Here is a 16101-nt window from a genome sequence, read left to right as displayed (position 1 = left end):
GCCCGCCCGCACGGGGCGTGATGTTGCGCTGCAGGATGCACGGCGGCGATCGTTCATGTTTACTTCAATCGATCTAAATCGCCCGAACATGGATGCCGCCCGGATCTTCGCGGACGTGTTGCCGGTTCGGATCCGACGCCCCGACGCCCTCAAGGAGCCAGTGAACGTGACCTTCCGACGTTGTTCCCCCCTGCGTGTCTTCACGCCTCTCGCCTCACTGGTGTGCGTGATCGCCCTGTCCGTCGCACCCGCGCTGCAGGCGGCACCGGCTGCGCTCGAGCGGGAAGTGAACACCTTCATCGGCAGCAAGGACGACGGCAACACGTACCCGGGTGCCTCGGCACCGTTCGGCCTGATCCAGGTCAGCCCGATCGGCAGCCACTATGCCGGCTGGCGCTACGACGACGAGAAAATCCGCGGCTTCGGCCATTCGTTCCTGTCCGGCGCAGGATGCTGGGAGCAGGGGGGCCAGGTCTCCGTGTTGCCGGTCACCGGCACCATCGGCGCGGGCGGCGATTTCGACATCACCAATCCCAAGGCCTTCGACCACAAGGCGTATGCCTCCACCTACGACCACGCCGGTGAAGTGGGGCAGGCCGGTTACTACCGGGTGAAGCTGACGAGCTACGGCGGCATCGATGCCGAAGCGACCGCGCGCACGCGTGCCGCCGCCGAGCGCTACACCTTCGCGGCAGGCCAGAAAGAAGGTCACGTGCTGGTCAACGTCGGCCAGGCCAACGAACGCCATTCGGTGATCGGCAGCGTGATTGATGTGGTCGGTGATCGCGTGGTGGAAGGCAAGCTGGTCACCAAGAGCTTCTGCGGTGGCCATCAGTACACGACGTGGTTCCGCATCGAGTTCGATCGTCCGTTCAAGGCCCACGGGGTGTGGGGCGAAGAGCGCGGCCTGGCCGGCGCACGCCACAGCATGGAAGGCGAGGCCAAGCCGAACGGTGCGTGGTTGAGCTTCGACATGGCGAAGGGCCGTGCAGTGACAGCGGTCAGCGCGATCTCGCACGTGGACGCGGAAGGTGCGCGCACCAACATGCGCAGCGACGGCATGCAGGGCGGCAAGCTGCTCAGCTTCGACCGCATGCGCGGCCTCGCGCAGGAGGCGTGGCGCGAGGAACTGTCGACGGTGAAACTGGACGGCGGCAGCAAGGATGACCGCACCGTGTTGTACACCGCGCTGTACCACGCGCTGCTGCAGCCGCTGACCGGCAGTGATGCTGATGGTCGTTACCGGGGCTACGACGATGTGATCCATCGCGCCGACGGCTGGACGTATTACGAGTATTTCTCGCTGTGGGATACCTACCGCGCGCAGAACCAGTGGCTGGCGCTGACCCGGCCGAAGGTGGCGCGCGATATCGGCCGCACGTTGCTGGCCATCGACGAGCAAGGGGGCTGGCTGCCGCGCTGGGGCTATGCCAACTTCGAAACCAACATCATGACCGGTGACCCGGTAACGCCGTTCATGGCCGACCTGTGGCGTTTCGGTGCGTTGGAAGGCCGTGAGCAGGAAGCGTGGTCGGCGCTGCGTCGCAACGCCTTCGACGTGCCGCCGTTGAACTCCCGTGCGGCCGGCCGCTCGGGAAACCCGTCCTACCTCGACAAGGGGTATGTGGTGTATGACCGCGCATTCCCGTCCAAGGGCATGGACGTGGATCCGCACCATGGTGGCTCGGCGACCCTGGAATATGCATTGGCCGACTGCGCGCTCGCGCAGATGGCCGATGGCCTGGGGCATGCCGCCGACGCGGCCATCCTGCGTCAGCGTGGACGTAACTGGCGCAACGTATGGGACGTGTCGGTGCGCGACGAAGAGACCGGGTTCACCGGCTTCCCGCGGCCGCGCACCGAGGGCGAACAGTGGTACACCCCGTCCGATGGTCACTACAGCCCGCGTTCGCACCATGGCTTCCATGAGGGCACCGCGTGGCAGTACCAGTGGCTGGCGCAGCAGGACGTCCCCGGACTGGTGGACGCGATGCACGGCCGCGAGCAGGCCGGCAAGCGACTGGATGCGTTCTTCGCGATGGATGCCCTGCTGGCCGATCCGCTGCAGGCCGCGCGCAAGGAATGGGTGGTGGGCCCATACAGCTATTACAACCAGTACCGCTACAACCCCAACAACGAACCGGACCTGCACGCACCGTGGATGTATACGCTGATCGGGCAGCCCTGGAAGACGGCCACGGTGGTGCGTGCCGCGCAGCAGTTGTTCACCAACGCACCCAATGGCGTGACCGGCAACGACGACCTGGGCACCATGTCGGCGTGGTACCTGTTCAGTGCGCTCGGCCTGTATCCGGCCGTGCCGGGCAGCGGTGAGTTCCTGCTGCACGCGCCGCGCTTCGCCAAGGTGGATGTCGCCCTCGGCAATGGCCGTCAGCTGACCCTGCGGGCCCCTGGCGCGGACGGTCGTGCGCTGCAGTACGTGCAGGGCGTGGACGTGGATGGCAAGGCGCATTCGGCCGTGTGGCTGGACTGGGAAACCCTGCGCCGTGGCGCCGACATCACCTGGACACTGGGTGCGCAGGCACCGCAGCAGGGCTGGGGAACCGCGACCAAGGACCTGCCGGTGTCTTACTGCGCCGCGCCGGGCAGCGTGCTGGAATGAAGCGTTGCGATGCCTTCGCTGCATGCACCCGTGGCATGGCAGGCTGCGCCCGCTATGATTCAGGTACCTATCCGATCCCAGGGTCCATTCCAGGATGAATGACGCCAGCAGCACAAAGCCCCCGCGCAAAGGCGGGGAGCGTGCCGTCACCGTGACCGACATCGCCCAGGCGATCGGCGTGTCACGGGCGACCGTATCGCTGGTGCTGCGGGGCAGCCCCTTGGTGAACGTGGATACGCGCGCCAAGGTGGAAGCCGAGCTGCGGCGACAGCGGTATGTCTACAACCGTGCGGCGGCGAACCTGCGCCGTCGCACCTCGTCCAGCGTGGCGCTGGTGATCAACGACCTGTCCAATCCGTTCTTCGCGGAATTCGCCGCGGGCGTGGACGAGGCGCTGGGCGAGCAGGGGTATGTGACGCTGCTGGGCAGTACGGGTGAATCGCCGCAGCGCCAGCAGGCCGTGCTGGGCACGCTGATGGAGCACACGCCGGCAGGCCTGATCCTGTCGCCGGCCGAGGGCAGCGACACGGCACAGGTACGCCAGGCGTTGGGCCCCACGGCCAACGTGCTGCTGTTCAATCGTGCGCTGGTCGGGGCGGACTGGGATTTCCTGGCGCTGGACAACCAGCAGGGCGCGTACCTGGCAACCCGCCACCTGATCGAGCGCGGACACCGTGACATCGCCTTCTTCGGGGGTCACGCCGATTCCAGTTCCTGCGAGCAGCGCCGCGCCGGTTATCAGCAGGCGCTGGCTGAAGCGAACCTTGCGGTGACGCCGCAATGGCTGATCGAATCAGCGCCCAACCGCCTTGAAGCGGCGCGGCGGGTGGATGAGCTGTTTGTCGATGGCCTGCGTCCGAGCGCAGCCGTCTGCTACAACGACACCGTGGCGCTGGGCCTGATGCTGGGCCTGACCTCACGCGGCATCCGTCCGGGCGGCGACTTCGCCGTGACCGGGTTCGATGACATTCCCGAAGCGTCGGTGGCGGTGCCGCCGCTGACCACGCTGACCGTCGACCCGCGCGCGCGCGGTCGGCAAGCCGCCGAGCTGCTGCTGCAGCGCGTACAGTCTCCCGATGCGCCGCCCGTGCGCACCGTTGCCCCCGTGCAGCTGCGCATCCGCGAAAGCAGCGCGGCCCGTCCGAACTGACTCCCTTCCACATTCAACCTACGCGCACCGAGGCGCGAACCCGCATGCCGATTTCATCAACGCCCCGTTTCAACACCACGCCCGGGCAAGGCGCACCGCCGGTCAACACCCGCATGGCGCTGGGCGTAGCCACCACGATCTTCTTCATGTGGGGCTTCCTGACCTGCCTCAACGACATCCTGATCCCGCATCTGAAGGCGGTATTCGAGCTCAACTATGCGCGCGCGATGCTCGTGCAGTTCACCTTCTTCGGTGCCTACTTCCTGATGTCGCTGCCTGCGGGCCGGCTGGTGGCCCACCTGGGCTACAAGAAAGGCATCGTGGCCGGCCTGCTGATCGCCGGCGTGGGCGCGCTGGGCTTCTGGCCTGCGGCCGAGCTGCGTGAGTACAGTGCGTTCCTGGGCGCGCTGTTCGTGCTTGCTACCGGCATCACCGTGCTGCAGGTGGCCGCCAACCCGTACGTCGCGCTGCTGGGGCCGGTGGAAACCAGTTCCAGCCGCTTGACCCTTGCGCAGGCGCTGAACTCGCTGGGCACGGCCATCGCACCGATCTTCGGCGGGTTGTTGATCCTCGGCAACACGGTGAAGAGTGCCGATGAAATCAATGCACTGTCGGTGGCCGAACAGGCGGCTTACCGCGCAGCCGAAGCGCAGTCGGTGCAGGGCCCGTACATCGGCCTGGCGATCGCGCTGGTGCTGCTGGCGTTGTTCGTCTATCTGTTCCGCCTGCCCACGCTGAGCGAGGCTGTGGAGAAGGTGGACGATGGCCCGCAGCAGAGCTACGGCGCCGCGTTGCGTCACCGCCACCTGCTGTTCGCGGTGCTGGGCATCTTCTTCTACGTCGGCGCCGAAGTGTCCATCGGCAGCTTCCTGGTCAACTACCTGTCGATGCCGACCATCGGCGGCTTCACCGAGCAGCAGGCCACCCATTACGTGTCTGCGTACTGGACCATGGCGATGATCGGCCGTTTCGCTGGCTCGGCGCTGCTGACCCGTTACTCGCCACGCCACATGCTGGCCCTGTTCGCCGCCATCAACGTGGTGCTGCTGGGCACCACCATGGCCAGCTCGGGTCAGGTCGCGCTGTACTCGGTGGTGGCCATCGGCCTGTTCAACTCGATCATGTTCCCGACCATCTTCGCGCTCGGCATCGAGCGTCTGGGGCCGCTGACCAACAAGGCGTCGAGCCTGCTGATCATGGCCATCGTCGGTGGCGCGCTGGTGCCGTACCTGCAGGGCGTGCTGGCTGACCATATCGGTCTGCAGCCGAGCTTCATCCTGCCGCTGCTGTGCTACGGCTACGTGATCTTCTTCGGCCTGTCAGGCGCCCGCCTGCCGGCCATCGCACCGCGCGGAGGCTGAGTCAGATGGGCAACATTGTCTGCTTCGGCGAGATTTTGATCGATCTATTAGCGCAGCCGCCGGCATCGCCCGAGCAGCCGCGGGCCTTCCTGCAGTACGCCGGCGGCGCGCCGGCCAACGTCGCCGTGGCCGCTGCCCGGCTTGGCGTGGGCACCCAGTTCGTCGGCATGCTGGGGCGTGACATGTTCGGCGATTTCCTAGCCGACAGCCTGCAGCAGCATGGCGTGGGAACCGACTTCATTGCGCGCACCGACGCGGCGAAGACCGCGCTGGCCTTCGTGGCGCTGGATGCACACGGCGAGCGCAGTTTCAGCTTCTACCGCCCGCCGGCTGCGGATCTGTTGTTCCGCGCCGCCGATTTCCAGGCAGGGTGCTTCGACCAGGCGAGCTGCTTCCATGTCTGTTCCAACAGCCTGACCGAGGCGGAGATCGCACGGACCACGTTCGAGGGCATGCAGCGTGCGCGCGCTTCGGGTGCGCTGGTCAGCCTGGACCTCAACCTGCGCCCGGCGCTGTGGCCGACCGACGCTGACCCGCTGCCGACGCTGTGGCAGGCGCTGGAACTGGCCGACGTGGTCAAGCTCTCGCGCGAGGAACTGGACTACCTCGCGGCCCCGCTGGGGGCCCAGGGTGCCGAGCAGGTGCTGCAGCGATTGCTGGGCGCGCACGCACGTTGGGTGGTGGTCACTGACGGAGCGGCGCCGCTGCAGTGGCATGCCCGTGACAGCAGCGGCCAGGTGGAAAGCTTCAGCGTGCCGACGGTGGACAGTACCGCCGCCGGTGATGCGTTCGTCGGTGGCCTGCTGACCGCCCTGGTCGAGCGTGGCGTGGATGCCGCCGGATTGCCGGCGTTCTGCGCTGATCCCACGGCGATGCGCGCGGTGCTGCGCTTCGGCGCTGCCGTCGGGGCATTGGCGGTGACCCGCAAGGGTGCGTTCGCGGCCATGCCGTCGCGCGCCGAAGTCGATGCCTTGTTGCAGCAACCCGAGGAGACCCACTGATGATGCAGACCCCGGACTTCCGTTCGCCCGCCTTCCTGCGCGGCCACATCGCCCACACGATGGCGTTCTACCATCCGCGCTGCATCGATCCGCAGGGCGGCTTCTTCCACTACTTCCGTGACGATGGCAGCGTCTACGACGCAGGGCATCGGCACCTGGTCAGCAGCACCCGCTTTGTCTTCGACTATGCGATGGCCTACCGCGAGTTCGGCGATGCCGCCTACCTGGAAGGCGTCACCCACGGCGTGCGTTACCTGCGCGATGTGCATCGCAATCCCGCGACAGGCGGCTATGCCTGGACGCTGCGCGATGGCGTGGTGGAAGACGATACGAACCATTGCTACGGCGTGGCGTTCGTGCTGCTGGCCTACAGCTGCGCACTGAAGGCCGGCATCGAAGAAGCGCGCGGCTGGATGGATGAAACCTGGCAGTTGCTGGAGACGCGATTCTACGAAGCGCCGTACGGGCTGTACCGCGATGAAGCCGACGCGCAGTGGAATTTCAGTGGCTACCGCGGCCAGAACGCCAACATGCACATGTGCGAAGCGATGCTGGCGGCGTACGAGAGCAGTGGCGAACAGCGCTACCTGGATCGTGCATTGCAGTTGGCCGACATCATGACGCGCCGCCAGGCGGCCAACGCCGACGGCCTGGTCTGGGAACACTATGACAGCGAGTGGAATGTCGACTGGAAGTACAACCTGGATGATCCCAAGCACCTGTTCCGTCCGTGGGGCTTCCAGCCCGGCCATCAGACCGAGTGGGCCAAGCTGCTGCTGATCCTGGACCGTCATGTGCAGGCCGACTGGCTGGTGCCGTTGGCACGCCATCTGTTCGACGCGGCGGTGGAACGCAGCTGGGACCGCGAGCGCGGTGGCCTGTACTACGGCTTCGCTCCCGATGGCAGCGTCTGCGACGACGACAAGTATTTCTGGGTGCAGGCCGAAACGCTGGCCACCGCCGCGGTGCTGGCGCAACGCACCGGCGACGCGCAGTACTGGGCGTGGTACGACCGGCTTTGGGCGTATTCGTGGGAACATTTCGTCGATCACCAGTACGGCGCATGGTTCCGCATCCTCGACGCGGATAACCGCAAGTACAGTGACGAAAAGAGCCCGGCCGGCAAGGTGGATTACCACACCATGGGTGCCTGCTACGAAGTGCTGAACGTGGTCCGGCCCAAGGCCTGAAACCGGAGCTGTCGGTAACGCCGGGCCATGCCCGGCGGATGTCCATCCGGCGGCGCAAGCCCGCCCACCTTCCAGGTATCGACATGCAGACCAGAATCACCTTGTGGTGCTTGGCCATTGCCGCGATGCTGCTGCTCATGCCAGCGCAGGCGCCCGCTGCGGTCCTGGACGCACGGTGGGAGTTCCGCCTGCTGCCCGGCAACGCGCAGGCGTCGGCGCATCCCCGCGCCAGCGCCTGGCGAACGGCGCAGGTGCCCGGCAGCGTACACACCGACCTGCTGGCCCATGCGCTGATCCCGGACCCCTATGTCGGCGCACCCGAAGCATCGCTGCAGTGGATCGGCCTGGCCGACTGGGAATACCGCGCCACCTTCGATGTCGCCGCCGCAGCCCTGGCGCGCCCCCATGCCGAGCTGGTATTCGAGGGGCTTGATACCTTTGCCGAGGTCGAACTCAACGGCCAGCCGTTGCTGCGTGCCGACAACGCGCACCGCAGCTGGACCGCACGGGTGGATGGGCGGCTGCAGCCACGTGGCAACACGCTGCGCATCGTGTTCCGCTCGCCGATCACCACGCTGCTGCCGAGCGTGCAGGCGATGCCGCACAAGATCGCGGGCAACTATCCGTCGCCCTATGGCGACGAGCCGCGCGATGCGATGGTGGGCAACTTCGTGCGCAAGCCGGCGTATCACTTCGGCTGGGACTGGGGCCCGCGTTACATCACGGCGGGTGTGTGGCGTCCGGTCCGGCTGGAGACCTGGGGCGCGCACCGTATCGACGACCTCGCCGTGCGCACGGACCGGCTGGATGCGGATGCAGCACTGTTGACCGCACAGGTTGCGGTGCGGCACGAAGGCGCGGCGGCCTCGGCGATGCTCGACGTGGACGTGCGCGACCCGGAGGGCCGCATTGTGGCGCGTGCACAGCACAACGCGTTGTTGCAGCCGGGCGAGCAGCAGATCGACGTGCCCCTGCAGATCGACCAGCCCCGCCGCTGGTGGCCGGCCGGTCAAGGCGCGCAGGACCGCTATACCGTGCACGCGTCACTCGGTCGCGATGAGGATCCCGCGTTGCGCGCAGAACGCCGCATCGGCCTGCGCAGCATTGAACTGCGGCGGCAGGACGATGTCGACGGTGGGCAAGGCTTTGCCTTCGTGATCAACGGACGCGAGATATTCGCCAAGGGGGCCAACGTCATTCCGTTCGACGCGTTCCCTGCGCGGGTGGACACATCGCGTCTGCGTACGATCCTGACCGCGGCGCGCGACGCCAACATGAACATGCTGCGCAACTGGGGCGGCGGCTATTACGAGGACGACGCCTTCTTCGACATCGCCGACGAGCTCGGCCTGCTGGTCTGGCAGGACTTCATGTTCGGTGGCGGCATGCAGCCGGGCTACGATCCGGCGTTCCGCCAGAGCGTGGTAGCGGAAGCGCGCGACAACGTCCGCCGCCTGCGTCACCACCCCAGCATCGTGTTGTGGTGTGGCAACAACGAAGAAGAGACGGCCTGGAAGGATTGGGGGCATGGCCGCGATCTGGAGAAGGCCGATCCTGTGTTCGCCGCCAAGGTGTGGCAGGGCTATGTTGATCTGTTCGGCAACGACCTGCGCCGGGTCGTGGCTGAGGAAGCGCTGGGGGTGCCGTACTGGTCCAGCTCGCCGAGCAACGATCTGGACACGAAGGCCAACGACTCCACGCGGGGCGACAAGCACTACTGGCAGGTATGGGGTAATCCGGCGCTGCCGGTGACGGCCTACCTGCGCGAGACTCCCCGCTTCATGTCCGAATACGGCCTGCAGTCATGGCCGTCGCAGGCGATGGTCGACCGCATTGCGCCGCGCGCGGAACAGCGTATCGACAGCCCGGTGATACAGGCGCATCAGAAATTCATGGCTGGGCAGGGCAACGAACGGCTGTTGCACTACATCCGACTGGGCTACGGCGAACCGCGCGATTTCGCCGCGTTCCTGTATCTCGGCCAAGTGATGCAGGCGGAGGGTATCCAGTTGGCCGCGCTGCACCATCGCGCATCGCGCCCCTACACGATGGGCTCGCTTTATTGGCAGCTCAACGATGTGTGGCCGGGCGCTTCGTGGTCCGGCCTGGACCATGACGGCCACTGGAAGGCGCTGCATTTCCAGGCGCGGCGCTTCTTCGCCGACCTTGCGGTGGCGGCGTTGCGCGATGACGGCATGACCCGGATCAGCCTGTTGAACGATACGCCCACACCGCAGCGGGTTGACTGGCGGCTGCGGGTAATGGCCCTGGACGGTCGTGAGATAAGCCGTAGGCAACAGGCCATCGTGCTCGCGCCCGGTTCTGCGACCGAGGTCGGGCGGCTGGGGGATGCCCGATTGCTGGGGGTGGAGGACCCTGCGCGCACGATTGCCGTGGTCGAGCTCCTGCAGGATGAGCGGGTGGTGTCGCGGCAGGTGGTCAGCTTCGTCGAAGCGCGCGATCAGGCGCTGCAGGCCGACCAGGTGCAGGCGAGCCTGCAGGGCGAGGGCGATCAGCTTGAGGTGGTGCTGCAGGCGCGGGGTCTGGTGCGTGCGGCGTGGATCGATTTTGGCCCGCACGAGGTGGTGCTGGAAGACAACCTGCTGGACCTGCTGTCGGGTGAGCGCCGTGTGCTACGCGTACGATCTGACCGTGACGCCGCGACGCTGCGCGCGGCGATGCGCGTGCAGACGCTCGGCGATATTCGCGGGGTACACGCAACGCGGTAGCGCCGAGCCGTGCTCGGCGGATTTTCGCGGGAAGGCCCCCGCCGAGCATGGCTCGGCGCTACCGGGATATCGCGGGTGCCGCCGTCACCAGTTTATCGGGGTCTGGTAGCACCGAGCCACGCTCGGCGAGCGCAGCGGCGCAACCGTCAGAACGCGATCTGCTGGAAATTCTCCACGCGCTCGTGGCCGTGCGTCGCTTCACCGCTGCGTGGCAGCGGGTAGTCGTCCAGCCGATCCAACAGCCGCGTCTGCAATCCGGCGTCGCGCGCGGCATCGAGCTCTTCCACCACATCGGACAGGAACAGGATCTCGCCGGCCGGTACGCCGATCGTATCGACGATGCGGCGGTAGCTTTCCGCCTCGCGCTTGCCACCGATTTCCGTGTCGAACCAGCCCGATACCAGGGCGGTCAGGTCACCGGCGTCGCTGAAACCGAAGAACTGCTTCTGCGCCGGCACCGATCCGGACGAATACACATTCAGCGGCAATCCCGCGGCATGCCAGCCCTTCAGCACGGCGGCCACTTCCGGATAGAAGTGCGCCTTGTAATCGCCATTGCGGTAGCCGGTCTCCCAGATCTTTCCCTGCAGCGCTTTCAGCGCGGTGTGCTTGCGGTCCTGGTCGATCCAGCCCTGCAACGTTTCCGCCACCAGGCTGTCCTGGCAGGCACCGCCGATTTCGGTCGCTACGGCGTCCAGCCACCGCCGCACGTCCGGTTCGTTGCCGTGGGTCGCGATGAAACTGGGCAGCGCCTTGCGCGCATACGGGAACAGCACGTTCTTGACGAACGAGATGCTGCTGGTGGTGCCTTCGATATCGGTGAGGATGACGCGGGGCTGCATGGCGATTCAGTCCTGGGTAGGCACGTAGCGGGGGAACTTCTGCGCGATGTCGGTGCCGGTGAAATGCCCGACCCAGCCATCGGCTTCGGTGAAGAAGCGGATCGCCACGAAGCTCGGCTCATCGCCCATGTCGAACCAGTGATTGACACTGTCCGGCACGGCGATCAGGTCGTTCTTGACGCACTCGATCTCGTAGACCTTCTCGTCCACGTGCAGGGTGAACAGCCCGGAGCCGGCGACGAAGAAACGCACTTCGTCCTCCTTGTGGAAGTGTTCGTCGAGGAATTTCTTCCGCAGCTCGGCGCGGTTCGGGTTGTCCGGCGCGATCGAGGCCACGTCCACGCTCTTGAAGCCGCGCTCGGCGACCAGCCGATCGATGTCGCTGCGGTAGGCGGCAAACACCTCGTCCTGGCTGGCGCCGGGGGCAACGGCCTGGCTGGCGGTCCAGCGCTCGAAGGTCACGCCGATCTTCTGCAGTTCGGCGGCAATCTGCGCACCGTCCTGGGTATCCAGCAGCGGCGCGTCGGGGGCAGTGTCGTTGTAGATGCGCAGTCGGCTCATGGCGGCAGCTTGAACAAGGTGGGGGAAGACAGGGTAGCAGCGCGGCGGGCGGGGGTCAGATTCCAATCCGGCATCTGACCCGGCACCCACGGCGTGTCAGTTGCGCAGGCGGCGCAGTTCCAGCTCGCAGTGGAACAGGAACTCGAAGGCTTCCAGATGGCGCCGCGCTTCGGCCATGTCGCGGCCCCATGCGTACAGGCCGTGGCCATCGATCAGGTAGCCCCACAGGCACTGCGTGTCCAAAAGGGCATCGACCTGTGCCGACAGCACGTCCATGTCCTGGGTATTGGCGAACACCGGCACGTCGATGGCCATTTCGTGCGTACTGTTGCCGGCGAAGGCCTTCAGCAGCTCATAGCCTTCCAGGCGGATGTGGCCCTGCGGTGCATACAGGCGCGAGGCGATCGTCTGCACCGGCGAATGCGTATGCAGCACGCAGCCCACTTCCGGAAAGCGGCGATACAGCTGGGTATGCAGCAGGGTTTCGGCGGACGGGCGCAGCGGGCGGCCGACGGCCTTGCCGTCGAAGTCGACGACCATGATGTCGTCTTCGATCAGCCGGCCCTTGTCGCGGCCGGAGACCGTGATCGCGGCATGGTGGTCGTCCAGCCGATGGGAGAAGTTGCTGCTGGTCGCCGGCGTCCAGCCGGCCTGGGCCAGCTCGCGGATGTTGTCGATCAGCAGCTGCGCCAGTTCACTCAGGCGCTGGGTGTCGTAGGGGAAAGTGGGCGCGTTCATGGCCCACATTCTATCCGGTCCCGCCGACCACGTTGGGGGCTGTGCCTGCCTCGGTAGTGACGGCCGCTGTCCGTCCGCTTCTGGCCTTGGCCGCTGCGCTCGCCGAGCATGGCTCGGCGCTACCGACACCGCTCGGCGAAACCCTGATTACTTCCCGCGCAGGCGGCTGTGGCGGTAGCCGTAGCCGAAGTAGATCGCAAAGCCCACCGCCGTCCACACGCCCATCAGCATCCAGTTATGGACCGTCATGGCCGACAGCAGCGCCAGGCAGCTCAGCACGCCCAGACTGCACACCAGCCACGCGGCGCGGATGCGGAACGGCCGCGGCAGGTCCGGCTGGGTGTGGCGCAGCACCAGCACGCCGGCGCACACCGCCGCGAAGGCGATCAGGGTGCCCATCGAGGTCAGCTCACCCAGCACGTCCAGCGGGAACAGCGCCGCCAGCAGCGCAATGCCGATGCCGGTGATCACGGTGTTGATGTGCGGGGTGCGGTACTTCGGATGGATCTTGGTGAACAACGGCGGCAGCAGGCCGTCGCGGCCCATGATCATGAAGATGCGCGGCTGGCCGATGATCATCACCAGCACCACCGACGACAGGCCCACCAGGGCGCCGATTTCCACGACGACGCGCAACCAGCCGAGCGTCGGGTGGGCGGCTACGGCGGTGACCACCGGTTCGTCGGTACCCAGCAGCTGATACGGCACCAGGCCGGTCATCACCGCGGCCATGGCGATGTACAGCACCGTGCAGATCACCAGTGAGAGCATCATGCCGATCGGCATGTCGCGCTGCGGACGATGCGATTCCTGCGCCGCCACGGACACCGCTTCAAAGCCGATGTAGGCGAAGAACACCATCGCCGCGCCACGCAGCACACCTTCCATGCCGAACTGGCCGGGACCGGTGTTTTCCGGGATGAACGGATGCCAGTTGGCGGTGTCGACGTACTTCCAGCCGACGGCGATGACCAGCACGATCAGGCCCGTTTTCAGGATCACCATCGCCATGTTCATCGCCGACGACTTGCGGATGCCGTGGTAGCACAGCCACGTCAGCGCCAGCACCAGCAGCGCGGCCGGCACGTTGGCGATGGCGCCGGTCGGGCGCAGCTGCCCATCCAGCGGTGCGCTGACCAGCGCGGCAGGCAGGTGGATGTCGAAGTGGCTGAGCAGACTGAGGAAGTAGCCGGTCCAGCTGACCGCGACGGCCGACGCGGATACGCCGTATTCCAGCACCAGCATCCAGCCGATGAACCAGGCCGCCAGCTCGCCGAAGGTCGCGTAGGTGTAGCTGTAGGCACTGCCGGATACCGGCACCATCGCGGCGAACTCGGCGTAGGCCAGTGCACAGAAGCCGCAGCAGATGGCGGCCAGCACGAAGGACAGCATGATCGCCGGCCCGGCGTGGTTGGCGGCGGCCTGGCCGGTGATGACGAAGATGCCACCGCCGATCACCGCACCGATGCCCAGCGCCGTCAGTCCCCATGGCCCCAGGGTACGGGTCAGGCTGAGACCGTTGGCGTCTTCATGGGCGGCGTGCGGATGCTTGGTGGCCCACAGTTGCTTGAGCATGGTGTGATGGTCTTTCGGTGCGGGCAGGCCGAAGGGCCTGCAAAGGGTGCGGCATGATACCGAACGGGCCGGCAAAGGAGCCGGCCCGTCGATGCATCAGGGAGACTTGGCGAGCTTGCTGTTACGCATGCCGTAGCCGAAGTAGATCAGCAGGCCCAGGAAGGTCCAGCCGAGGAACAGATGCCAATGCACCACGAAGGCCTGCCAGAACAGGAACAGGCACATCGCCGCACCGAGCGGGCAGATGACCCAGACCAGCGGCACGCGGAACGGACGCTCCAGTTCCGGGCGGGTATAACGCAGCACCAGCACGCCCACGCACACCGTGGCGAAGGCCAGCAGGGTCCCCATCGACACCAGTTCACCCAGCACGTTCAGCGGCACCATGCCGGCCAGCGCGGCGGCCAGCACGCCCACCACGATCGTGGCCCAGTACGGGGTGTTGAAACGCGGGTGGATCTTGCCGAAGAACTTCGGCAGCAGGCCGTCGCGGGAAATGGTGTACGCGATGCGGGTCTGGCCCATCATCATCACCAGCACCACCGACGACAGGCCGGCGATGGCGCCGATCTCCACGGCGGTCTTCAACCAGCTCAAGCTGGCATACGGCTCCAGCGCGGTGGCAACCGGCTTGTCGGTGCCGAGCAGGTGGTACGGCATCATGCCTGTCAGCACGGCGCAGACGATGATGTAGACGATGGTGCACACCGCCAGCGAGCCCAGCAGGCCGATCGGCATGTTGCGCTGGGGGTCCTTGGTCTCGCCCGCCGCGGTGGAGACCGCATCGAAACCGATGTAGGCGAAGAACACGATGGTGGCGGCACGGAACACGCCGCTCCAGCCGAACTCACCGCTCACGCCCGTGTTCTCGGGGATGAAGGGAGTCCAGTTCGCCGGATCGATATGGGTCGCGCCAAAGCCGATGAACAGGCAGATGACGGTGACCTTGATCGCCACGATGATCGCGTTGACGAAGGCCGACTGGGTGATGCCCACGTACAACAGCCCGGAGACGGCAGCCACGATCAGCACGGCCGGCAGGTTGAACAGCTTGCCCGAGGCGATGAACTCCTGGCCGGTCCACGCGATCGGCGCTGCGCTCAGCGCATCCGGGAACGGCATGTTGAGCGTGGTGGTGATGAAGCTGATCAGATAGGCCGACCAGCCGACCGCGACCGAGGCCGAGGCGAACAGGTATTCCAGCACCAGGCACCAGCCGATGAACCAGGCCATGCCTTCGCCCAGGGTGGCATAGGAGTAGGAGTACGCGCTGCCGGACACCGGCATCATCGCGGCGAACTCTGCGTAGCACAGGCCCGCCAGTGCGCAGGCCAGGCCCGCCAGCACGAAGGACAGCATGATCGCGGGGCCGGCATGATTGGCGGCTGCCTGTCCGGTGAGTACGAAGATGCCCGCACCGATCACGGCACCAATGCCGAGCAGGATCAGGTGTTTTGCCGTGAGCGTCCGTTTCAGGGTGGCTTCGCCGTCCAGGCTGCCTTCGATGGGTTCGCCAGCGTCTACGTGTCCGGCTGGCTCAACCGGTTTGACCCTCAACAGAGCTTTCAGCATGCGGTACTTCCCTAAGTCATCGTGGAGCAGTCGGCGATACGTGGCCGCCGACGCGTGTGGTAAGTGAAGGCCATGCGAATGGCTCGCTGTACCTTAGCCAAAGCTGAAGGTGATGCACAAGCCGCATGTGCAACATTTGTGGCGATAATGGCCGATTGGTTTGCTGAACACGCATAGGACATGTCGGAAACAACTACAACCGTTGCCGCGCTTGACGATCAGCTTCGTCAATTGTTACGGGATCATGCGCTCCGAGTACCTGATCAGGCTGCGCTCGCTGACGAATTCAGCACACTTCTGGACGATCCTCTCAATCCCTTCCTGCGCGAGCGTCTCGCCGGCCACTTCACCGGCAGCGCGTGGCTGGTGAGCGCCGACGGGCGACGCGTGCTGCTGACCCATCACCGCAAACTGGCGCGATGGCTGCAGTTGGGCGGACATGCGGATGGCGATCGCGACCTGGCGCGTGTGGCACTGAACGAAGCGGAAGAAGAGTCCGGCCTGGATGGGCTCCGAATGGAGCATTCCGCGATATTCGATCTGGACAAGCACTGGATACCGGCGCGTACCGACGTGCCGGGGCACTGGCATTACGACGTGCGTTTCGTGGTGCGTGCCGGCACCTCCGAAGCCTTCGTCGTCAGCGAAGAGTCGCTGGAACTGGCCTGGCGCGACATCGCACAGATCGCTGCGGACCCCGAAGCCGACCCCTCACTGCAGCGCATGGCCCAGCGCTGGCGGTAGACCGAAAAAGGGGAC

At 66.1% G+C, this 16101-nt stretch carries 12 protein-coding genes; 7 read left to right on the top strand and 5 right to left on the bottom strand.

Translation table 11 applies throughout. The features are described 5' to 3' along the window. The first annotated feature begins 226 nt into the window (after positions 1 to 226). From ABRP17_RS01065 to ABRP17_RS01040, 6 genes are all read left to right on the top strand, one after another. Positions 227 to 2623 (top strand): GH92 family glycosyl hydrolase, encoded by a 2397-nt coding sequence (locus ABRP17_RS01065; RefSeq protein WP_372487042.1) that lies wholly within the window; start codon positions 227 to 229, stop codon positions 2621 to 2623. 94 nt (positions 2624 to 2717) lie between these two features. Continuing rightward, positions 2718 to 3773 (top strand): LacI family DNA-binding transcriptional regulator, encoded by a 1056-nt coding sequence (locus ABRP17_RS01060; protein ID WP_188324192.1) that lies wholly within the window; start codon positions 2718 to 2720, stop codon positions 3771 to 3773. Between the two features lie 44 nt (positions 3774 to 3817). Further along, positions 3818 to 5134, top strand: a complete 1317-nt coding sequence (locus tag ABRP17_RS01055) for a sugar MFS transporter (protein ID WP_349985585.1) — start codon at positions 3818 to 3820, stop codon at positions 5132 to 5134. A 5-nt stretch (positions 5135 to 5139) separates the two neighbouring features. Further along, entirely contained in the window at positions 5140 to 6135 is a 996-nt protein-coding gene (locus tag ABRP17_RS01050) for a carbohydrate kinase (protein WP_188324190.1), read from the top strand. After that, the gene (locus tag ABRP17_RS01045) at positions 6135 to 7325 is read left to right on the top strand and encodes an AGE family epimerase/isomerase (protein ID WP_349985586.1); all 1191 of its coding nucleotides are present in this window, start codon (positions 6135 to 6137) and stop codon (positions 7323 to 7325) included. The genes ABRP17_RS01050 and ABRP17_RS01045 overlap by 1 nt, the downstream gene beginning before the upstream one ends. A gap of 83 nt (positions 7326 to 7408) precedes the next feature. After that, complete coding sequence (locus ABRP17_RS01040; RefSeq protein WP_349985587.1) at positions 7409 to 10054, top strand: glycoside hydrolase family 2 protein; 2646 nt, start codon at positions 7409 to 7411, stop codon at positions 10052 to 10054. 146 nt (positions 10055 to 10200) lie between these two features. On the opposite strand, the gene mtnC is transcribed toward ABRP17_RS01040, so the two are convergent. The 5 genes from mtnC to ABRP17_RS01015 all read right to left on the bottom strand — a co-directional run bounded on the left by mtnC (position 10201) and on the right by ABRP17_RS01015 (position 15342). Further along, positions 10201 to 10896 carry an acireductone synthase gene (gene mtnC / locus ABRP17_RS01035; RefSeq protein WP_349985588.1) on the bottom strand — a complete coding sequence of 232 codons (696 nt, stop codon included), beginning with the start codon at positions 10894 to 10896 and terminating at the stop codon, positions 10201 to 10203. A gap of 6 nt (positions 10897 to 10902) precedes the next feature. Next, positions 10903 to 11457 (bottom strand): acireductone dioxygenase, encoded by a 555-nt coding sequence (locus ABRP17_RS01030; protein WP_349985589.1) that lies wholly within the window; start codon positions 11455 to 11457, stop codon positions 10903 to 10905. Between the two features lie 96 nt (positions 11458 to 11553). After that, positions 11554 to 12195 carry a methylthioribulose 1-phosphate dehydratase gene (locus ABRP17_RS01025; protein ID WP_188324185.1) on the bottom strand — a complete coding sequence of 214 codons (642 nt, stop codon included), beginning with the start codon at positions 12193 to 12195 and terminating at the stop codon, positions 11554 to 11556. 147 nt (positions 12196 to 12342) lie between these two features. After that, the gene (locus tag ABRP17_RS01020) at positions 12343 to 13770 is read right to left on the bottom strand and encodes an amino acid permease (RefSeq protein ID WP_349985590.1); all 1428 of its coding nucleotides are present in this window, start codon (positions 13768 to 13770) and stop codon (positions 12343 to 12345) included. 96 nt (positions 13771 to 13866) lie between these two features. Further along, entirely contained in the window at positions 13867 to 15342 is a 1476-nt protein-coding gene (locus ABRP17_RS01015; RefSeq protein ID WP_349985591.1) for an amino acid permease, read from the bottom strand. Positions 15343 to 15522: 180 nt separating this feature from the next. Here ABRP17_RS01015 and ABRP17_RS01010 point away from each other — a divergent pair, with 180 nt between their 5' ends. Next, complete coding sequence (locus ABRP17_RS01010) at positions 15523 to 16086, top strand: NUDIX hydrolase (RefSeq protein ID WP_349985592.1); 564 nt, start codon at positions 15523 to 15525, stop codon at positions 16084 to 16086. Positions 16087 to 16101: the final 15 nt, after the last annotated feature.

Source organism: Stenotrophomonas sp. WHRI 8082 (assembly GCF_040223995.2).
Lineage (GTDB): Bacteria > Pseudomonadota > Gammaproteobacteria > Xanthomonadales > Xanthomonadaceae > Stenotrophomonas.
Note: the sequence above shows the minus strand (reverse complement) of the source record. Positions and strands in the feature narration are given on the sequence as shown.